Genomic DNA, 19,827 nt, shown 5'->3' with positions numbered 1-19,827 from the left:
GACGCCGGTCGCACGCCACAATGCGCGCGCGCCTGCCATATTGCGGCCGTGGGTAGAGGTTTTGGAGCGGTATTCAGGCATTTTTGTTCCTTTGTTTTATGCTGAGGCCGTCTGAAATAGGCTGGTTGGTTGGCGGCCCGTTGTAGAAATAACTGGCTATTTTATACCAATTACGAGCGATGAAGCACGCTATTTTGTAATAAAACTAAACTGTGTTTGCTTCACCTGAATTTGCTGTCCTCTCGTTCAGACGGCCTGAAGTTTTCTTAGGATGAAACGTTGTCTTTCTCATTTGCAAAAAATGTTGGCATCAAAAAGTGATATGATAGGGAACTTCTCACATTTCTAAGGATAAGACGATGAAAAAAATCATGTTTGCATTGTGTTCGGCCATGTTGGCTTCTGCTGCGTCTGCCGCTGTTTATAAAGTGGACGAATTCCATGCCAATGCCCGCTTTGCCATCGACCATTTCAACACCAGCACCAACGTCGGCGGTATTTATGGTTTGACCGGCAATTTGGAATTTGACCGTGCCAAACGCCAAGGCTCAATCGATATCGTATTGCCTTTGTCCAAACTGCAAACCGGTTCTGACCGCTTTACCCAACACTTGAAATCTGCCGATATTTTCAATGCAGACAAATACCCTGAAATCCGTTTTGTATCCACCAAATTCAATTTCAACGGCAAAAAACTGCTTTCCGTTGATGGCAATCTGACTATGAACGGCAAAACTGCGCCGGTGAAACTCAAAGCCGACAAATTCAACTGCTACCAAAGCCCGATGTTAAAAGCAGAAGTGTGCGGCGGCGATTTCAGCACCACCATCGACCGTACCAAATGGGGCTTGGATTATTTGGTAAGTGCCGGTATGAGCAAAAAAGTTAACATAAATATCCAAATCGAAGCAGTGAAACAATAATACTGCTTGATTTCAAAATAAAGGCCGTCTGAACAGGTAAGGCAGAAATCGTTGATTTCGTTTATCCCTGTTCAGACGGCTTATGATTAAAGACGTTTAGGATTCTTTATTTTTATCGGCTTTGGCTGCCCAATAAGTTGCCAGAAGCGAGCCGGAGATATTGTGCCACACGCTGAACAATGCGCTGGGAACGGCAACGACCGGCGCGGCGGCAAAGTGTGCGGCGGCAAGGGCGGCACCCAAGCCTGAGTTTTGCATACCGACTTCGATGGCCAGCGTTTTTTGTGCATCATAAGGCAGGCCGGTCCATTTGGCGGCAAAGAAGCCGAGCAGATAGCCGATGCCGTTGTGGAGTACGACAACCGCGAAAATCAGCAGGCCGCTTTCAATAATCTTGCCTTTGCTGGCGCCGACTACCGCGCCGATAATCAGTACGATGGCGGCAACGGAAACCAGCGGCAGCGCGTCGGTCAGTTTTTCAGTTTTGTTGCCCAAGGCTTTATGGACAATCAAGCCCAAAACGATGGGGAATAAAACCATTTTGACGATGGACATCAACATACTGCCCGCTTGGATTTCCAGCATTTCACCGGCAAGCATCAGGAAGATAGCGGGGGTCAGCAATGGAGAAATCAGAGTAGAAACCGATGTAACGGCAACCGACAAAGCCACATTGCCGCGCGCCAGATAAGTCATTACATTGGAAGCCGTGCCGCCCGGGCAGCAGCCGACCAAAATCACACCGACTGCGATTTCGGCAGGCAGGTTTAACAGCTTGGCCAGCAGATAGGCGGTTGCCGGCATGATGGCGAATTGTGCAATCACGCCGATGATGACGGCTTTGGGGCGTTTGAACAAAATATCGAAGTCGGAAGGTTTGAGCGTCAAGCCCATGCCGAACATAATGATGCCCAGAAGCCAAGGAATGTAAGGGCCGACCCATTTGAAGGTGTCGGGTGCGAAAAAAGCGATGCCGGCAAAGAGCGCCGCCCAAAGGGAAAATGTTTTTCCAATAAAGTTGCTGATTTTATTGAGGATACTCATGATAATATGTTGTGAAGTTGTTTTTAAGGGAAATCAAGGATACACGCCTTAACCTTAATTTGCAAAATGACTTAAAAATAAACCAGGCCGTCTGAAAATAGAGATTGATTTTCAGACGGCCTGCAATTTGTATTTATGATATAGATAGTATTACTCTTTTGATAAAATATTGCGCAGCCATCGGGCGGCAGGTGCGATTTCTCCGGCGAGCATACCGGTTTCGATTTGGCCGCTGTGTTTGATAACATCGGCTGCCGCTCCGTGCAGCCATACGCCGGCGCAGGCGGCTTGGAATGTCGGAATGCCTTGTGCCAGCAGGCTGCCGATAATGCCGCTCAAGACATCGCCGCTACCTGCGGTGGCCAAACCGGCATTGCCGCTGGTGTTGGTATAGACTATGCCGTCTGCCGTGGCCACCAATGTATGATGGCCTTTTAACACGACGGTTGCGGCATATTTACGGCTGATTTCGGTTACGGCTTTTTGCCTGTCGGCTTGAACTGATTGAGTATCGGTACCGAGTAGGCGGGCGGCTTCGGCCGGATGAGGTGTCAGGATGATATGTTTGTACGATTTGAGGCGTTCGGCCAATTCGGGAGAACGGGCCAGCAGTGTCAAGGCATCTGCATCGAGCAATAAAGGCCGGTCATGGTGTGTCGACAGGATTTGGAGCAGCAGCTGCTCTGATAATCCGTCCAAACCGAATCCGCAGCCGATTACCCGTGCGCTGACATCGTTGTGCTCCATCAGTTGGGCCGCAGTGGCGAGCATGATTTCAGGGCGTTCGGGAATGATGGCAAAAGGCAGCGTGGCTTGGTTGAAACCCGCCCAAACCTTGCCGCATCCTTGATATATGGCGGCTGTAGCTGCCAAAACTACCGCACCGCTCATTCCCGTTGCGCCGCCGATAATGGTAAGCGTGCCGTATGTGCCTTTGTGCGACTCTTGGGCACGAGGGCGGAATACGTCGGGAAATACTAAGGCCGTCTGAAAGGCCTGAAGCGATTCGGGAAGCGTGTAGATGGGCTGCATGGCGTAATCTTCCAAGATAAGAAATTTAATTTTAAATCAGAAAGTAAAAGGTAATGAAGCAAAAAATAAAAGTTTGGGACGCACCTACGCGCCTGTTCCATTGGCTCTTGGTGTTATTGATGGGATTCATGTGGTACAGCGCCACCCGAGGCGGCGATATGCTGGTATGGCACTTGCGCGGCGGCTTGTTGATGCTGGCTTTGGTGGTTTTCCGCTTGTGCTGGGGGATATGGGGCAGCGATACGGCAAGATTCAGCCGTTTTGTGCGTCCTTTTTCCGAAATCCGCCGCTATACGCAAGGTCAAATGTCTGAAGACGAATTGGTCGGCCACAATCCTTTGGGCGCGCTGATGGTCATCGCTTTATTGGCCGCCTTGGTTTTTCAGACGGCCACAGGCTTATTTGCCGCCGATGAAAATACGTTTACCAATTCCGGCTTTTTAAATCATTTGGTCAGCGAACACGCCGGTACGCTGGCGCGAAAAATCCATGTCAATTTCTTTAATGTTTTAGCTGTTTTGGCGGGTGTACATATCGCGGCTGTTTTGCTGTATCGCTTTGTGAAAAAACAGGATTTGATTACGCCGATGATGAGTGGCTTTAAAACTATTGATGCCCAACAGCCTAAATTGGCAGGAATGGGACAACTGCTTGCCGCTTTGTCGGTAGCGATTGTGTTAGTGTGTGCAATATGGATGTTGCGCGGCTGATGTTTTAAAACGGATACCAAAAACAAACCGACCCCGATAGCCGAAATGGCTGTTGGGGTCGGTCTCTTTTTAGGGTTTAAAAGATGATGTTCAGACGGCCTTAACGCAGCGCAAGATGCTGTGGCCGCGGCCGATGCCGTCTGAAATTTCCGCTACTTTCAATCCGGCTTTTTCAACGCAACGGATCAGGTCTTCAGAATGGAAGATTTTGCTGTTGCCGTTGGCCATGGCAGTGAAATACAGGCTGGTCATGGTCAGGCAGTAGGCAGCGGTTTCGTAGCGTTGTCTGTCCCAGAAAGGCTCCATGATGTAGAGGCTGGTGTTTTCGCTCATAGATGCAGCGGCGCGTTGAAGAATGCTGGTGGCTTGTTCTTCGGTGAAACAGTCTAGGAATTGGCTCATCCAGATCGCGTCAAAACCGGTTGGGAACGGAATCTCAGGATCAAGCAGGTTGGCCGGATGGGCGTGGATACGGTCCGCGCCGTTTTTGCCTTTAGTCGCCTCGCGCATCAAGCCGATTTGTTGCGGCAGATCCATGATGGTTACTTCGACTTTGGCATTGTGGTTGACGCATTGTTCCGCCCAGCGGCCGGTATTGCCGCCGACATCGAGCAGTTTTTTAACCGGTTTGGCGAACACGGTGTTCAGTGCTTCGGCGAAGGAGTTGTCGGAATAATAATGGTCGAATGCAAACCATTTTTCCTGCGCGACGCTTGGCAATGAAGACAAGCCTTCGTAAATGGTCGGCCAGTCGCCGAATACTTTCAGGCCTTCGGGCTTGCCGGTTTGCAGGGTTTTTTCCAAATCAAACATGCCTAGGTAGCAGATTTCCTGCGTGAAATCCATGTTGACGCGGGCCATTTTGTCTTTGAGGACAAACCAACCGGCCTTGCTGATGAAATAGCGGTTGTCGCGAGTCAAGACAGTGCCGATAGACAGCGAAGCTTCCAGCAGGACTTGTGCCGCGTAGTTGCTGATTTTCGCTTTTTCAGCAATTTCGGCTTGAGTGAGGCCGTCTGGATGGTCGTTCAGCAGGTCCAGAATGCCAAATTTCACCATCAGGCGGGAAACTTGGAACACAATCGGTGCAAAAGCGATTTCTTGAGCCAGACGTTGAGCCTCGCCTGCAGACTGGTGTTCGTGGGAATAGCGTTGTTCTAGGGCAGGGAAGAGTTGCATATTGTTGGTTTTCCACTAAAAAGTTAATAAGTATATTCAGACGGCCTCAAACACAATCCGTCCTGATGCACACGGATACTCTCCGTTGTTGATTTTAAAGCTCAGTTTGTTTTTACCTTCATCGTATTTTAGCTCTACCGACACTTTATCGTGAGGACGGATAAACTGCTGATATTTTAGATTTTCGATGCGGATGACGCGCTGTTTACTCCATGGCTGGGGCGCGATCAGGTTGCGCACCCATTGCAGCTCGACCACGCCTGGAACCAGCGGGAAGGTGGCAAAATGGCCGCCGAAATAAACCAAATCCAAAGGCACGCGCCCGATAAAAGTTTCGGTATTGGTTTCATCGTCAGATGATGTTTTCGACCAAACGGGCGAAGTTTGGGCAACGGTAAAGGCCGTCTGAAAATCCACCGCAGCGATTTTGGCTTGGGCATTGCGCGGCAGGCTGTCGGTAAAACGCCAGTAACGCGGCAGGGCAATGGTGTCCTGTGTGGAGGCAAGATGGCGTTTGAGCGTATCGGCAACCGCAGCACGGCCTTTCTCGCGTAAGGCGGCGATACCGTCTGCATTTAATGCCGCCCATATGGCAATGCGTTGGTGTTGCGGATGGCGGCCGCAGTGGGCGTCGGCAATCCAAGGGTGTTGTAAAAGTTCGTGTTCGATTTGAGTCAGCGACACGCGTTTGTCCTCGAATTTAATAATGCGGTCTTGACGACCGAGTAACAGGAAACCGTCATCTTGCGGCTCGATCAAATCGGCGGTTTGGCGGGGTTCGGGCGACCAAGGCGAAGAAGCCCATAGTGCGCCTTCTTCGTTTTGCCCGATTTCCACGCCTTCGAAAGGCTGCCATTCTTGGCGTTCGCAACGTGAGGCAATCACACCGGTTTCGGTACTGCCATAAACTTCAAACGGGCGGACGGCAGCCTGTTGCAGCAAATCCGCCGTGGCTGCGGGCAACGCACCGCCGGCCGAGACAATGCCTGTAATTTTATGGCCGATACTCTGCCAGTTGCGGTTTTTGCCCAAGCGGTTGAGCACGGCCGGACTGGCAATCCAAACCACTTTATCGTGTGCGGCCGTGCTGGAAAGCAGGTTTTCCGGATAAACCGCCTGCTGTCGCTCCATAGTCCAACCCATTATCAGTGCGAGTGCGAAGCGGAACGTGAAGCCGTAAAGATGTTGCGGAATCACGCTGCCGATCACGGTTTCACTGTGTTGTCCAAATGGCAGCGTATTTGCCAAAGTCAGAGCTTCTGCCTGCATTTGCGCGGCGGTTTTCACAATAATCTGCGCTTCGCCGCTGGAGCCCGATGTTTTCAGCCATGCTTCGGCATGGTCGGGAATCAGATAGTTTTCAGGATAGGTGCTCAGTCCTTCCGATTCTGTTTGAGTCAATACATCAGGCAAGTGCCAGACGTTCAGGCCGTCTGAAGACAGCTTTTTATCTGTTGAATCTGTTAAAAACGCCTCTGCCGTTTTCCCCCACTCCAAATTGTCTTGCGCCAAATTGGGCAGCAATAAAACCTTTCCGCCAGAATGCCACACTGCCAACACGGCACAGGCAAACAGCGCGGCATCGTCAAACCACAACGCGGCAGTTTGCACGCCTGCCTGTTTCAGACGGCCTGACAGATGAAAAACCGCACGGTTGAAATCAGCACGCGTCCAATTCGGATGGGCGGCGATAAGGTCGTGTTGGGGTAGGTCGGGGGATAGGATTCGGATTAGGTGCATGATGGTTCTAAGGTTTTATAATTTTGATGTATTTGCCTTGGTATCTTCTTTGAATTGGGCCAAGCATTCATCGTATTGTTTGTTTGTCGTTTGGCGTATCAATTCGTAATCATTTGCCTGCCACTCTTCCAATGAATGGCTTTCACTTCGTTTGAAACAATGGAGTAAGTGATCGGTTTTGCCGCTTTGTCCGTCTAAAAAAAGGCTGACTTCATTGTTCAGAAAGAATCGGTCTCGTTTATTGAATTTTTCATAAACCAAATAGAAACGACCCGGTTGGACAAATAGTTTTTTATTGGCACTATTGCCTTTAAATGACCATTTTGCCGCCCAATCGCGAACTTTTGGGGAGAATTGTTCAAAAACGGGATTCGCAAAATTCGGTTTAATAGGCTTCCCGCTTAAACTGTGTTTGTCCAGCAGGTCAGGACCTTCATATCCAATATGATTGCTGTTGCGGGCAAGAATAAGTAATGCAAAAGTTGCTGTAAATACGGCTGTTTGTGCAGCTCTTGCTTTTACCGTATTGGATTTCCGAATAATCATCAAATTCATGCTGCTGGTTGTAGTATCGTCAGAATAACGATTGTGTATTCGGTCAATGACGGTCAGGTTTCCCGAGCGCGTTTTGATGGTGTGGCTGGCAACTTCCGTATAATTTTTCTTGTATTCGGCTTCTGCCTTTTCTTCTGGGGATAAAGGCGTTTTAGATGTCGAAGAACATGCGGTAGATGTGAAGGAAATCAGGGTAAGTAGGATGATTTTTTTCATTATGGTTATTCGTCTAATTGATAAAATATTTTTAATGGATTAAACCTTCAAAACCAATTTCCGATAAAGCCACTCTCCGGCAAATAAGATTCCCATTAACACATAAGACACGATGCCCGTATAAGCCGCCCACCAGTCGTAATATTGCAAGCCAGCCAAAATGGCGGCGGTTGCGCCGTTGAAAATGAAGAAGGCGCACCAGATTTGCGTAACGCGCCGAGTGTGGCGCACGCCTTCGGGGGAAAGGTCGGGATGTTGCAGTCGGGCGAGACGTTCAATGACGGTTTGTTTGGCAAACAGGCTGCCGCCGAAAACGGCAAGCATCAGCGCGTTGACGGCAACGGGATACCAATACATCGAGTCAGGCCGTCTGAAAACCAGTACCGCCGCAAAAAAAGCAGCAAGGATAATCGCTGTAATGCGTTGGGCTGTGGTTTGCGGCATGGCGGCGCGTATCAGCCATAACACACACATAGCCGCTGCAAGCCAGAAAAATGAGCCGTTTTCCCTGCCGTAATACCATAGGAGCGGATACGCGAGACTGGCAAGGGTCAGTAGGAGTTTTCCTAGTATTTTCATGGTTGTGATTGATTTTCAGACGGCCTTGCGGATTGACAAGGCCGTCTGAAAATATGCTGATTCAAAGCGGAATCAGGAATCTTGTTGTACTTTTAAGACCGCTTGAACCACGTCTTCTACGGTGCGCACGTTGCGGAAGTCTTCGGCTTGCAGTTTGCGGCCGGTTTCGCGTTTGATGTGGTCGATAAGGTCGATGGCGTCGATGCTGTCGATTTCCAAATCTTCGTAGAGGTTGGTTTCGGGTTTGATGCGTTCCGGTTCGATTTCAAACAGGTTAACTAGTGCATCGGTCAGCAGGGCGCGTACTTCTTGTTCGGTCATCTTCTCTCTCCCTTATGCTTGGCGGCTCTTGACGAACTCGGCCAGTGTTTTGACGTTGGCGAAGTTTTCGCGCAGGTTGTCGTTTTCTCCGTCGAGCTGGAAGCCGAAGGTTTTTTGTACGGCCAAACCAAGTTCCAATGCATCAACCGAATCCAGACCCAGGCCGTCGTCGCCGAAAAGCGGATCTTCGCTGCCGATGTCGGCAACGGTAATATCTTCCAGACCTAAGCTGTCGATGATTAATTGTTTGATTTGGTTTTCTAAATTGCTCATGTGGTTTTCCTTGTAAAATAGTCTTGCAGGTATTCGTTTAAACGTCGTGCGGCGATGGGCAGGGGTTTTTCTGCCAGCCATTCTTCAGGCAGGATATCGTCGCCGACGGTAATTTCATAATGAATTTTTTGTGGCGGGATTTTGTACCACGGCTGCCCCTTTTTAAAATTGGGCGGCGTCATCTTGATGCACACGGGCGTGATGACTGATGCGCTGCGCAAACCGAGCGATACGGCGCCGCGGTGCATTTTAACCTGTCCGTCCCAACCTGTGCGCGTGCCTTCGGGGAAAATCAGCAGACTTTGCCCGCTTTTGAACACGGCATCGATTTCTTCCAGCATTTCCATGCTTTCATCGTTGGGGATGTAGCCGGAAGCGATAATCTGGCTTTTCATGCTGGGGTTGTGCAACAGGTCTTTTTTAACCAGTACGTTCGGCTCGGAATAATGGCTGATCAGCAAGACGACATCCAAAAGCGAGGGATGGTTGGCAAGAATGAGCTGACCGGGTTTGCCGAGTTTTTCCAAGCCGTTGAAACGGACGCTCAATACGCCCGACCATTGCAGGTAGCCGACGAAGAAACGCCAAACTTTGCCTATCATGCGTCTTGCTTCAAGTTGGCGTTTGATGTCGCCTTTGGTCGATTTTAGCGTATAGGGCAAAAGTGCGATTTTGAACAATACGCCTGCAACGCCGAAGAGGATGAAGCCGAAGAGTGTAGCAAAAAAGCGACGGAAATAGTCTAAAGTCTTCATGCGTTTTTCTGCCAGTGCCAGTTTCTACCGATATAGTGTTGAGTATGTTGTCGGCCGTCTGAAAGCAGGAAGCGTATCCACTCCAAGCTGCTCCAATAGGGCTCGACTGTTGTATCGTTAGGATTTTCAGACGGCCTTGCGGCTGTGGTTTCCAAGCTTAAGGTATAGTCTTCGCCTTTGGTAATGACCAGTGCCAATGCATAGGCAAACGGTGCACGTGTAGCCAAGACGGGATAGTCTTCGGATAACGGATCATCGGCGACAATTACTAAAACAGACGGTGCACCGTCTTGCAAAAGCGCGAATGCCTCGGTCAACGCGGTTTCAAAGGAGTCGGCGGCAACGGCCAACGCGGTATGTTCGCTCATGTCTTTGCGCAACATCGACCATTGCCCAATCGTTGCGTTGTGGACGGACAGGCCGAATGAGGTCGGGGATACGGTATGCGTGTTCAAAAGCTCTTGCCATAATTCAAAGCTGCGGTTGCTTTCGCCGTCGTGCGAAACGTAAACCGGTACGCTTTCGGGATATTGGTCAGCCAGATTCCATGCGGCATCACAAACCAAGCGTGCCGCTTTACCCAAGCGGCGGCGTTGCATAGGCGGCAAAAAGGAGAGCGCGGGTTTGCACTCCGGCAGGGAGGTGGTATCGAGTTTTCCCTGCGCCCAGTCCTGCCATTGCTCCGGCGTACTGATTTTGCTGGAGGAGGCCTGCCATGCGGCGATATTGAAGCTGAAACGGCAAACGTTTTGAGGCATGATGTCTTTCAATGTTTTACATTTTCATACATTGTAATGAAATGAGTTAGTAAAAGCTAGGCTCTGTTATAATGCATATTGTAACGTAATTTATTCCCGGATGACATTTTATGCCTTCAATACCGAGTGCCCCGATTTATGATGTGGCTTCGCTGCTTCCGCACAGCGGACATATGGTGCTTATCGACTGTGTGAAAGAATTTGGCGATGACTATACGGTTTGCCGTGCGCCGGTTGGCGATAAGCATATTTTGCTGCAGGACGGCGTGTTGCCGTCTATGGCTTATATGGAATTGATGGCGCAGGGCATAGGCGCGTTTGCAGGCATTGAGGCTTTAAAGGCCGGAGAGCCTGTCCGTTTGGGTTTTTTATTGGGAACGCGTAAGCTGGATTTGTTTGCCGATTCAGTGCCTGTCGGTATTGAGTTGGAAGTCAGGGCGCATGTGTCCATTCAGGATTTGGGCGGCATGGGCGTATTTGATTGCGAGTTGCGCTGGACGGATGCGCCGGAAGATGTGAAGCATCTGTTGCCGCCGGACGGTTTGCTGGCAAAAGCCTCTTTAAATGTGTACAGTCCGAAAGACGGTCAAATCATTTAAACCGTTTACAAGGCCGTCTGAAAAGACAAAGATTCAGACGGCCTGTCGATATAGTGAGAAAACGTATGAGTGAAACTATTTTAATTACAGGGTCTAATCGCGGTATCGGCAAAGCCGTCGCACTTGGTTTGGCGCAGGACGGCTTTGATATTGTCGTCCACTGCCGCAGCCGCCGCGATGAAGCGGAAGCTGTCGCGGAAGAAATCCGTGCATTGGGTAGAAATGCGCGCGTGTTGCAGTTTGACGTATCTGACCGTGAAGCCTGCCGTGAAATTTTGATTGCCGACATTGAGGTAAACGGCACATATTACGGCGTGGTGTTGAATGCCGGCCTGACGCGCGACAATGCGTTTCCTGCGTTTACTGATGATGATTGGGACTTGGTGCTGCGTACCAATTTGGACGGTTTTTATAATGTGTTGCACCCTTTGACCATGCCGATGATCCGCCGCCGCAAAGCAGGACGGATTGTGTGCATGGCATCGGTGTCCGGTTTGACGGGCAACCGCGGTCAGGTCAATTACAGCGCGTCCAAAGCGGGCCTAATCGGCGCAGCAAAAGCCTTGGCAGTTGAGTTGGCAAAACGCAAAATTACCGTCAACTGTGTGGCGCCGGGTCTTATCGATACCGATATTATCGATGAGAACGTGCCTGTCGAAGAAATCTTAAAGGCCATCCCTGCCGCGCGTATGGGATTGCCCGAGGAAGTGGCGCATGCGGTGCGCTTTTTGATGGATGAAAAAGCGGCGTACATTACGCGCCAAGTGATTGCTGTGAACGGAGGTTTGTGTTGAATACCAGAAGAGTCGTAGTAACAGGTATCGGCGGTATTACCGCCTTCGGCCGTGATTGGCAAAGTATTCAGACGGCCTTTAAAGCCGAAAAAAACGCGGTCAAATACATGGACTGGAGTGGACGCTTTCCTGAATTGGAAGCGCAACTGGGTGCGCCGATTGAAGGCTATTCTCCTCCCGAACACTGGACGCGCAAGCAGCTTAGAAGCATGGGTCGCGTATCGCATTTGTGTGTTGATGCAGCGGAACAAGCCTTGACGGATGCAGGCTTGCTGGGTGATGAAAGCATTACAGACGGCCGTATGGGCGTAGCGTGCGGTTCGTCTGTCGGCAGCACCAAGGACATCGGCGATATGGGCGAACTTTTGATAACAGGCACATCGCGCAATTTCAACGCCAATACTTATGTGCGTATGATGCCGCATACGACTGCCGCCAATATCGGTATTTTCTTCGGCTTGAAAGGCCGCATTATCCCGACCTCGAGCGCGTGTTCTTCGGGTAGCCAAGGCATTGGTTATGCTTACGAAGCGATTAAATACGGCCTGATTGATATGATGCTGGCCGGCGGCGGCGAAGAATTTTGTCCGTCTGAAGTTTATGTTTTCGATTCACTTTATGCCGCCAGCCGCCGCAACGGCGAACCTGAGCTGACGCCGCGCCCTTACGACAACGCTCGAGACGGCTTGGTCATCGGCGAAGGCGCAGGCATTTTCGTATTGGAAGAATTGGAACACGCCCGTGCGCGCGGTGCAAAAATCTATGCCGAGCTTGTCGGCTATGGTGCCAACAGCGACGGCAGCCACGTTACCCAGCCGCAAAAAGAAACCATGCAAAAATGTATGGAGCTTGCGCTGAAAGACGCCGGTATTACGCCTGATATAGTCGGCTATGTCAGCGGCCACGGTACGGCGACCGAAAAAGGCGATATTGCCGAAACATTGGCTACTGGGGCGGTGTTTGGTTTTGTGCCTATGAGTTCGCAAAAAAGCTATCTCGGCCATACACTCGGCGCGTGCGGCGCGTTGGAAGCCTGGTTTACCATCGAAATGATGAACAGCGGCTGGTTTGCGCCGACTGTTAATTTGGAAAACATCGATCCGCGTTGCGGCAAGGTGGATTACATCCAAACTGGCGGACGCGAGATTCAAACCAATTATGTGGTCAGCAATAACTTTGCTTTTGGCGGCGTCAATACTTCGCTGGTGTTCAAACGTTGGCAAGAATAATCATCGCTTGATGTTATGATTAAAGGCCGTCTGAAACGTATCTTGAGTTTCAGACGGCCTTTATTTCATTTAGAGCTTGAGCCGCTTTTGGATTTTATTCATTTGTTTTCTTCTGACTCAAATCCACCAGCCTTGTTCCGGCCAAGAAGTCGTAGAGGAACTGGCGGTCGGGATGGAACAGGGCGAAGCCCCATGGCAGGATGAGCCAAATGAGCGCGGCACCGAATGCGCCTTTAGGCGGGATATTGAGCAGATGGCGCAATCCGGCGTAGGCAAATAGAGGAATGAAAACAATAAAAATGCTAGCCCAAATAAAGCGCAGGCGCAGTTGTGGTAGGGGCGGTTGGGTATCGTTTTTATCGGCTAAACCGATCTTCCATGTCTGCATGGCGAGGGTTTGGCCTTTTTTGTCCCAGTTGGCGCGGAAGTAGAGCCACCATGCGTAGAACAGAATCAGACAGGTTGTCAGCATGGACAGGCGCGTGGAAATTGGATTGAGAAAGATGGCGACAATACCGGCTGCAAGGGCGGCAATGCTGGTCACGGCGCCGGTCAGTAGAAGTTCGTAAACCAGTGCGGCGAGGCGGCGTTTGAGTGGGGCGGTAGGAAGACGGGTCATAATGCGATGGAAACGGAAATGGGTTTGATGGAAATAAAAACAGGCCGTCTGAAACGGGATAGGATGTTCAGACGGCCTGTTACTGTCAGGATTAACGATGTGGACGTTTTTGACCGCGTGCCTGTTGGGCAGCCATTTGGTTCATTTCCTGACGGGTCGGACGTTTTTTGAAGATGGCGTGCGCTTCGTCAACGGAACATTTTTGTGACAGGCAAACCAAGGTAATTGCGTCTTTTTGATGTTGGCCGCCGCTGTGGTACATACGGCGCAGGTTGGCTTCGTTGATACGGCCTTTTTCCGGATCGATGTCGAATTTTTTCAGGCGCTCGAGGAATTGGCGTTGCTGACGGCGTGAAGTCCAAACGAAACCGCCTGCGGCAGCGGCTACGATGATGGCGGCCAACAGGATGGCGAGCGGCCATGAGTCGACGATCAGAACGATGATGAGGCTTAATACGGCAGTGGTCAGCAGGGCCAGACCGCCGATGCGAAGTTTGGTTTTATTATCCATATGGTTGGTGTTTCCTTGTTTTTTGCTGGAAGAGGCCGTCTGAAATGCGAGGTTCAGACGGCCTGAATTTGAGTTTACGCTATTTTACAGTATTTTCTGTTTTTGGGGCGTATTGCGTGCAAGTTTCTTGACGCGTGGAAACGGTTTTTAGGCGGCCAGCGAAGTAACGAGTTGTTTGAACTCGGTCCATGCATCGCCTTCTTCCGCGCCTTTGATGATGCGGTCGATTTTGGCGCAGGTTTTGAGCGCGTCGAGCAGGCGGTTGATGGAAATGCGTTTGGCCGCCATCGGTGCAAGGGTCTGCTTGTCGCCCCATAAACGCAGGCTGTTGCGCAGGCTTTGGATGTTTTGTCCCTGCTTGAGTGCGGCAGTCAGGCGGATTAGGGTGCGGATGTCTTCGGAAACCGCCCACAACAGCAAAACCGGCTCTTCGCCTTCTTCTTCCAAACCGTCCAGCAAACGGGAAACGCGCAGGGCATCGCCTTTCATCCATGCGCCCGCCAGTTGGAATACGTCGAAGCGGGCGACGGTGGCAACCGCGGCCTCTGCGTCGGCAATATTGATCAAATGGCCTTGAGGATGGAGCAGGGCGAGTTTTTCGATTTCCTGACGGGCGGCCAAAAGATTGCCTTCGACGCGCTCGGCAAAAAGGGCGAGTGCTTCAGGTTCGATATCCAAACCCTGCTGTTTCAGACGGCCCTGTATCCATTGCGGCAAAGCATGTGGCGCAACGGCTTTGGCTTCTAAGACGATGCCTTTGCCTGCCAATGCGGAAAACCATTTGGACTGTATTTGCGCTTTTTCAAGCTTGGGCAGGAGGATAAGCGTAACCGTATCTTCGGGCAGGCGTTCGGCGAAGGTTTGCAGGGCATCGCCTCCGTTTTTGCCGGGTTTGCCGTTGGGAATGTGGATTTCCAGTAGTTTCAAATCTGCAAACAAACCTGCGCTGCCGGCACTTTGCAACAGCTCGTTCCAGTCAAAATTGTTTTCGGCGGTATAGACTTCGCGGTTGAGATAACCTTGTTTTTTTGCGGCTGCGCGCAGCGTATCCAAAGCCTCGATGCGCAACAAATCCTCTTCGCCGTGAATAATGTACAACGGTTTGAGCGGCGTATCGGGGCGCAGGCTCTCAATGGGCGCGGCAGCCATTATTGCGCCTTCAGAAAAGTCAGGCGGCGGACGATTTGATCTGCGGCGTCAATGCGCATTTCAGACCAAATGGTTTCTTCCTCTTCCTGTTTACCCAAAACTTCGCTGTCGGCGTAGTCCATGGTGCGGTGAACCTTAATTTCCAGCGGTTCGCCAACCGGCTCGCCGTTGCGGAAGGCTTGGGCTTTGACGGTCATGGCCAGCAGGTATTCGTTGATTGCGGCGGCGCGGGTGATGGTGTAGATATCGCGGCGTTTTTGAAAGTCGACAACGCGCAGGGTGATTTGTGATTCGGCTTCGCTAACCGGATGACCGTCGGCACGGCGTAAGGCATTTTCCAGCGCTTTTTGCATGACGGCTCCGCCTTCTACATGCCAGTTTTGATAAGGCAGCGGCTGAGAAGTCACGCCTGTGCCTTTCAGGTGGAAACCGCAAGAGGCAAGCAATAGGGCGAGTGCAGGCAATAGGATTTTTTTCATTGGATATTCCTTCGTTGAAACCGGTTACGGTATCGTCGGATTATAACGAATAATGTTTAGGCCGTCTGAAACCGTAAACGGAAAGTCTTTCAGACGGCCTTGTCTTTGATGGCGAAAATCTTATTTTTCCAACCAAATCAGGCTGACCATGCGGCCGGTTTGTCCGTCGCGGCGGTAGGAGAAGAAAGTATCGCGCTCCAAGACAGTGCAATGGGTGCCGCCATAAATCATGTTCACGCCTTCGCGGTGCAGAACCATGCGCGCCAAAGCGTAAATGTCGGCAAGGTATTTGCCGCCGCCGATGTCTTCAAACGCATCTGCAGCTTCTGGCATGGGTGTGCAAAACGCATCAAATACATCTTGTCCCACCTCAAACGCATCAGGGCCGATGGCAGGGGCGAGATAGGCCATGATTTCCAACGGCTCGACATTCATTGCTGCAATAGTGTTTTGCAAAACGCCACCGGCCAAACCGCGCCAACCTGCATGAGCTGCTGCAACGACTGTCCCTGCTTTGTCGCAAAACAAGACAGGCAGGCAATCGGCAGTCATCGAAGCGCAAGCGACTGTTCCCGTTGTATCCACCGAGGCATCAGCGTCGGGTGTATTTCCTAACGCTTCGACGGCATTTACAACAATGGTGCTGTGGATTTGATTGAGGTAGGCAACGGGCAGGCCGACTTGTTCCTGTACGATTTCGCGGTTGCGGAGCACGGCTTCCAGATTGTCGCCGACGTGCGAACCGACATTCAGGCTGCGGTATACGCCTTCGCTGACACCGCCGTTGCGCGTGGTAATAAGCGTTTTAACATTGGCAGGAGCAGACCAGTCGGCAGTTAAAAAATTTTTGCCTTGCGGGGTGAGGTTTAGGGTATCTGTGATGGTTTTCATAATCTTTGAGTCGCTGAAATATTGGAACGGATTGATTTCAGACGGCCTCAAAATAATATTTTAGGCCGTCTGAAAAATGGATTTAATCCCTCACATAAACCACTTCGACATCGTAGTCGTCTTCATTCCAATCGTCGTCATCGTCCATGCCGAATTTCTCTTGCCATTCTTCCTCGTTGCTTAGGGACGAATCCAAACCGGCTTCCAGACGCAGGACGGAAAGCAGGTGGTACATATCGTCAGGCATAGGCGCTTCAAAGGAAACGGTTTCGCCGGTTTTCGGGTGTACAAAGCTCAAGCGGTAGGCATGCAGGGCTTGGCGCGCGCCGAGGGCTTTGATGGCTTCTTTAACCGCATCGCTGCATGGATGGCGCAGGTTGCCGTAAACAGGATCGGCGGCCAGCGGATGGTTGGCTTCGCGCATATGAACGCGGATTTGGTGGGTGCGGCCGGTTTCGAGCGAGCATTCGATGTAGCTGTGCGCCAGATAACGTTCCAACACTTTGACGTGGGAAATGGCAGGTTTGCCGCCAAATTTGACGACTGCCATTTTCAGGCGGTTGTGTGGATCGCGGCCGATTTGGGTTTCAATTTTGCCGTCGAAAGGAACAATGCCGTTGGCGACTGCACGGTAAATGCGTTTGACTGTGCGCTCTTGAAGTTGTTGAACCAGTGAGTTTTGCGCCGGCAGGGTTTTAGCGACCACCATCAGACCGCTGGTTTCTTTGTCCAAACGGTGTACGATACCCGCACGCGGCACTTGGCTTAATTCGGGACAGTGCGCCAACAGGCCGTTGAGCAGGGTGCCGCTCCAGTTGCCTGCGGCAGGATGGACGACCAATCCGGCCGGTTTGTTGATGACGATGACGGTATCGTCTTCGTAAATAATGTCCAAATCCATCGGTTCGGGCGTGAACGCGAGGTTTTCTTCGCTCGGACGTACCGTAACGGCAATCAATTCACCGCCTATCATTTTATCTTTGGGTTGCGCGGGCTTATCGTTTACAATGACTGCACCCTCTTTAATCCACGAACTCAGGCGGTTGCGCGAGTAGTCGGGCATGAGTTTGGCCAATACGGCATCCAGCCTTCCGCCCGCCATTTCGAGCGGAACGGTCAAATTAACACAACTTTCTGTTTCAGGGGATGACGGAAAGTCTAAATCATCGCTATAATCGGCTTCGTTATCAAAGGAAGTATTCTGCATGAAAAAAATTCTTTTAGTAGTTTCTTTAGGTTTGGCACTGAGTGCCTGCGCAAATAAAGGCACAATCGATAAAGACGCCCAAATTACTCAAGATTGGAGTGTGGAAAAGCTTTATGCCGAAGCGCAAGACGAGTTGAACAGCAACAATTATACGCGAGCTGTCAAGTTATACGAAATTTTAGAATCCCGTTTTCCAAACGGCCGCTATGCCCAGCAGTCCCAGTTGGATACGGCGTATGCCTATTATAAAGACGATGAGCCGGAAAAAGCCTTGGCTGCCATTGCGCGCTTCCAACGCCATCATCCGCAACATCCGAATATGGACTACGCGCTGTACTTGAAAGGTTTGGTCCTGTTTAACGAAGACCAGTCTTTCTTGAACAAGCTGGCTTCCCAAGACTGGTCCGACCGCGACCCGAAAGCCAACCGCGATGCTTATCAGGCGTTTGCCGAGTTGGTTCAACGTTATCCAAACAGCAAATACGCTGCCGATGCAACCGAGCGTATGGCCAAACTGGTGGACGCTTTGGGTGGTAACGAAATATCTGTGGCGCGTTATTACATGAAACGCGGTGCTTATGTCGCAGCGGCCAACCGTGCGCAAAAAATCGTTAGCCGTTACCAAAATACCCGTTACGTCGAAGAAGCTTTGGCGATGATGGAATTGGCATACAAAAAACTGGACAAGCCGCAACTGGCTGCCGATACACGCCGTGTTTTGGAAACCAACTTCCCGCAAAGCCCGTTCTTGCAACACGAATGGCGATCTGACGATATGCCTTGGTGGCGTTACTGGCGTTAAGCGTCGAGTTGTTCAGGCATGAATAAGGCCGTCTGAAAATGATGCATCTATGCATTTGGTTTTCAGACGGCCTTTGTTTTTAATGTTTTTTTACGTTTCCTGCAAACAGGGTGCAAAATTTGTTTTAATATGGTAAAGTCTGATTTTAATAACTCGACGGTTTGAAGCCGTCACTCAGGGGCTGTTTAAATTTAAAATCAGTTTTGTTGAAGCCGCATCGGATGTGCCATCGATGCATTCAGGAAAATTTCAGTCGTCAGGCTGATTTGGTTTTAAATTTAAGCAGCCCTTTGTGTTTACAAAAAACAGAGGTAGATTCTCATGAAGTCTTGGCAGCTTCCTGAACACGTCGCCGACGTATTGCCGACCAATGCGCGACAATTGGAAAGCGCCCGTGAGCGGCTGTTGGCTTTGTTCCGCGTGCATGGTTATGAATTGGTGCAACCGCCATTGATGGAATACAGCCATTCTTTATTGACGCATATCGATGCCGGTTTGTCTTTGAAAACCATTTTGGTCGTCGATCAGCTTAGCGGCCGTCAGCTCGGTATCCGCGCGGATATTACGCCGCAGGTGGCGCGTATTGATGCCCACTTGCTTTCTGCCAACCAGGGCATCAACCGTTTATGCTATGCCGGTTCGGTGCTTCATGCGCGGCCTGACGGATTGCTCAATATGCGCGAGCCTTTACAGGCAGGTGCGGAAATGTATGGCTTGGAAGGCATTGAAGCGGATATTGAATTGATTGATTTGATGCTGAAAAGCATGAAGATTGCCGACATGGGCGAAGTTTTGCTTTCGTTGGGCCATATCGGCGTATTCCGTGCTTTGGCAAATGCCGCGCATTTAGATGAGCAGCAATCGGCAACCCTGCTGTCATCGATGCAGGACAAAGATGCCGAGGTTGTCAGCCAGTTGGTTAAAGAGTGGAAACTTGACGGTATGTGGGCAAAAGCGTTTTCATTGTTGCCCCGACTGTACGGTGGTCGTGAAGTGCTGACTGTGGCTCGTGAGAAATTACCGGAATTGTCCGCAGTCAGTGCGGCCTTGGATGAATTGCAGGCAGTATGCGATGCGTTCACAAATCAAAAAGTGCATATAGATTTGTCGGAACTGCGCGTTGACAATTACCACACCGGTTTGCTTTACGCGGCTTATGGTTCAAACCGTCATGATGCCGTGGCACGTGGCGGCCGTTATGACGGATTGGGCGGATACTTCGGACGAGCGCGTCCTGCAGCCGGATTCAGTTTTGATTTGCGCAGCTTCATCGGCCGCCTTCCTGCTATCGGACGGGAATCCGTGGTGGCTGTTGATGTAAAAGACATGCCCGCAGCTCAAGAAGCGGTAGATGCTTTGCGCGAACAAGGACAATGTGTCGTTATCGATTACGGTATCGGCTATAACGGTTCGGAAGAGGTTACAGGCCGTCTGAAACAGGTAGACGGCGTTTGGAAAGTAA

General features: G+C 50.8%; 23 protein-coding genes. 7 read left to right on the top strand and 16 right to left on the bottom strand.

Features of this window, described 5'->3' with window-relative positions; all coding sequences use genetic code 11:
* Positions 1-359: 359 nt before the first annotated feature.
* Positions 360-923 (top strand): YceI family protein, encoded by a 564-nt coding sequence (locus ACTHUE_RS02205; protein ID WP_004519939.1) that lies wholly within the window; start codon positions 360-362, stop codon positions 921-923.
* 96 nt (positions 924-1,019) lie between these two features.
* On the opposite strand, the gene ACTHUE_RS02200 is transcribed toward ACTHUE_RS02205, so the two are convergent.
* Both ACTHUE_RS02200 and ACTHUE_RS02195 read right to left on the bottom strand, forming a co-directional pair.
* On the bottom strand, positions 1,020-1,967 hold the full coding sequence (locus ACTHUE_RS02200) for a bile acid:sodium symporter family protein (RefSeq protein WP_004519938.1): 948 nt from the start codon (positions 1,965-1,967) through the stop codon (positions 1,020-1,022).
* Positions 1,968-2,117: 150 nt separating this feature from the next.
* Positions 2,118-2,999, bottom strand: a complete 882-nt coding sequence (locus ACTHUE_RS02195) for an NAD(P)H-hydrate dehydratase (protein ID WP_004519937.1) — start codon at positions 2,997-2,999, stop codon at positions 2,118-2,120.
* Between the two features lie 53 nt (positions 3,000-3,052).
* On the opposite strand from ACTHUE_RS02195, the gene ACTHUE_RS02190 reads away from it, so the two are divergent.
* Positions 3,053-3,709, top strand: a complete 657-nt coding sequence (locus tag ACTHUE_RS02190) for a cytochrome b/b6 domain-containing protein (RefSeq protein ID WP_004519936.1) — start codon at positions 3,053-3,055, stop codon at positions 3,707-3,709.
* Between the two features lie 90 nt (positions 3,710-3,799).
* Here ACTHUE_RS02190 and ACTHUE_RS02185 read toward each other — a convergent pair whose 3' ends face one another.
* From ACTHUE_RS02185 to ACTHUE_RS02150, 8 genes are all read right to left on the bottom strand, one after another.
* Positions 3,800-4,888 (bottom strand): methyltransferase, encoded by a 1,089-nt coding sequence (locus tag ACTHUE_RS02185; protein WP_004519935.1) that lies wholly within the window; start codon positions 4,886-4,888, stop codon positions 3,800-3,802.
* Between the two features lie 36 nt (positions 4,889-4,924).
* Positions 4,925-6,628, bottom strand: a complete 1,704-nt coding sequence (locus ACTHUE_RS02180) for an AMP-binding protein (RefSeq protein ID WP_070625637.1) — start codon at positions 6,626-6,628, stop codon at positions 4,925-4,927.
* 15 nt (positions 6,629-6,643) lie between these two features.
* Positions 6,644-7,399: a hypothetical protein gene (locus tag ACTHUE_RS02175; protein WP_440361122.1), complete on the bottom strand. Its 756-nt coding sequence runs from the start codon at positions 7,397-7,399 to the stop codon at positions 6,644-6,646.
* Between the two features lie 39 nt (positions 7,400-7,438).
* Positions 7,439-7,978 (bottom strand): membrane protein, encoded by a 540-nt coding sequence (locus ACTHUE_RS02170; RefSeq protein WP_049344236.1) that lies wholly within the window; start codon positions 7,976-7,978, stop codon positions 7,439-7,441.
* Between the two features lie 72 nt (positions 7,979-8,050).
* A complete protein-coding gene (locus ACTHUE_RS02165; protein WP_049344238.1) occupies positions 8,051-8,299 on the bottom strand; it encodes an acyl carrier protein in 249 nt (82 codons plus the stop codon).
* A 12-nt stretch (positions 8,300-8,311) separates the two neighbouring features.
* Entirely contained in the window at positions 8,312-8,572 is a 261-nt protein-coding gene (locus ACTHUE_RS02160; RefSeq protein ID WP_003680822.1) for a phosphopantetheine-binding protein, read from the bottom strand.
* A complete protein-coding gene (locus tag ACTHUE_RS02155) occupies positions 8,569-9,327 on the bottom strand; it encodes a lysophospholipid acyltransferase family protein (RefSeq protein WP_070695649.1) in 759 nt (252 codons plus the stop codon). The genes ACTHUE_RS02160 and ACTHUE_RS02155 overlap by 4 nt, the downstream gene beginning before the upstream one ends.
* Positions 9,324-10,085, bottom strand: a complete 762-nt coding sequence (locus tag ACTHUE_RS02150) for a beta-ketoacyl synthase chain length factor (protein WP_070695648.1) — start codon at positions 10,083-10,085, stop codon at positions 9,324-9,326. The genes ACTHUE_RS02155 and ACTHUE_RS02150 overlap by 4 nt, the downstream gene beginning before the upstream one ends.
* A gap of 110 nt (positions 10,086-10,195) precedes the next feature.
* Between ACTHUE_RS02150 and ACTHUE_RS02145 the strand changes: the two genes are divergently transcribed.
* The 3 genes from ACTHUE_RS02145 to ACTHUE_RS02135 all read left to right on the top strand — a co-directional run bounded on the left by ACTHUE_RS02145 (position 10,196) and on the right by ACTHUE_RS02135 (position 12,707).
* Positions 10,196-10,684, top strand: a complete 489-nt coding sequence (locus ACTHUE_RS02145) for an ApeP family dehydratase (protein WP_141754823.1) — start codon at positions 10,196-10,198, stop codon at positions 10,682-10,684.
* 65 nt (positions 10,685-10,749) lie between these two features.
* Complete coding sequence (gene fabG, locus ACTHUE_RS02140; RefSeq protein WP_070695646.1) at positions 10,750-11,478, top strand: 3-oxoacyl-ACP reductase FabG; 729 nt, start codon at positions 10,750-10,752, stop codon at positions 11,476-11,478.
* A complete protein-coding gene (locus ACTHUE_RS02135) occupies positions 11,472-12,707 on the top strand; it encodes a beta-ketoacyl-ACP synthase (protein ID WP_440361121.1) in 1,236 nt (411 codons plus the stop codon). Before fabG ends, ACTHUE_RS02135 begins: the two co-directional genes overlap by 7 nt.
* A 94-nt stretch (positions 12,708-12,801) precedes the next feature.
* Here ACTHUE_RS02135 and ACTHUE_RS02130 read toward each other — a convergent pair whose 3' ends face one another.
* From ACTHUE_RS02130 to rluD, 6 genes are all read right to left on the bottom strand, one after another.
* The gene (locus ACTHUE_RS02130) at positions 12,802-13,326 is read right to left on the bottom strand and encodes an RDD family protein (protein WP_070695644.1); all 525 of its coding nucleotides are present in this window, start codon (positions 13,324-13,326) and stop codon (positions 12,802-12,804) included.
* Positions 13,327-13,417: 91 nt separating this feature from the next.
* A complete protein-coding gene (locus tag ACTHUE_RS02125; RefSeq protein WP_070695643.1) occupies positions 13,418-13,837 on the bottom strand; it encodes a hypothetical protein in 420 nt (139 codons plus the stop codon).
* Between the two features lie 147 nt (positions 13,838-13,984).
* Positions 13,985-14,986 carry a DNA polymerase III subunit delta gene (gene holA, locus ACTHUE_RS02120; protein ID WP_070695642.1) on the bottom strand — a complete coding sequence of 334 codons (1,002 nt, stop codon included), beginning with the start codon at positions 14,984-14,986 and terminating at the stop codon, positions 13,985-13,987.
* The gene (locus tag ACTHUE_RS02115) at positions 14,986-15,465 is read right to left on the bottom strand and encodes an LPS-assembly lipoprotein LptE (protein WP_070695641.1); all 480 of its coding nucleotides are present in this window, start codon (positions 15,463-15,465) and stop codon (positions 14,986-14,988) included. Before ACTHUE_RS02115 ends, holA begins: the two co-directional genes overlap by 1 nt.
* A gap of 120 nt (positions 15,466-15,585) precedes the next feature.
* A complete protein-coding gene (gene pgeF, locus ACTHUE_RS02110) occupies positions 15,586-16,356 on the bottom strand; it encodes a peptidoglycan editing factor PgeF (protein ID WP_070695640.1) in 771 nt (256 codons plus the stop codon).
* Between the two features lie 82 nt (positions 16,357-16,438).
* On the bottom strand, positions 16,439-17,563 hold the full coding sequence (gene rluD / locus ACTHUE_RS02105) for a 23S rRNA pseudouridine(1911/1915/1917) synthase RluD (RefSeq protein ID WP_070695639.1): 1,125 nt from the start codon (positions 17,561-17,563) through the stop codon (positions 16,439-16,441).
* Between rluD and ACTHUE_RS02100 the strand changes: the two genes are divergently transcribed.
* Together ACTHUE_RS02100 and ACTHUE_RS02095 are read left to right on the top strand one after the other, a co-directional pair.
* A complete protein-coding gene (locus tag ACTHUE_RS02100; protein WP_003680807.1) occupies positions 17,562-18,365 on the top strand; it encodes an outer membrane protein assembly factor BamD in 804 nt (267 codons plus the stop codon). The two genes, rluD and ACTHUE_RS02100, sit on opposite strands and share 2 nt — an antisense overlap.
* Before the next feature lie 321 nt (positions 18,366-18,686).
* On the top strand, positions 18,687-19,827 hold a 1,141-nt coding region (locus tag ACTHUE_RS02095; protein ID WP_440423012.1), incomplete at its 3' end, for an ATP phosphoribosyltransferase regulatory subunit.

The sequence above is a fragment of the Neisseria sp. P0021.S005 genome (assembly GCF_051956955.1).
The sequence above is the reverse complement of the archived record's forward strand: the minus strand, read 5'-3'. Positions and strand labels throughout refer to the sequence as shown.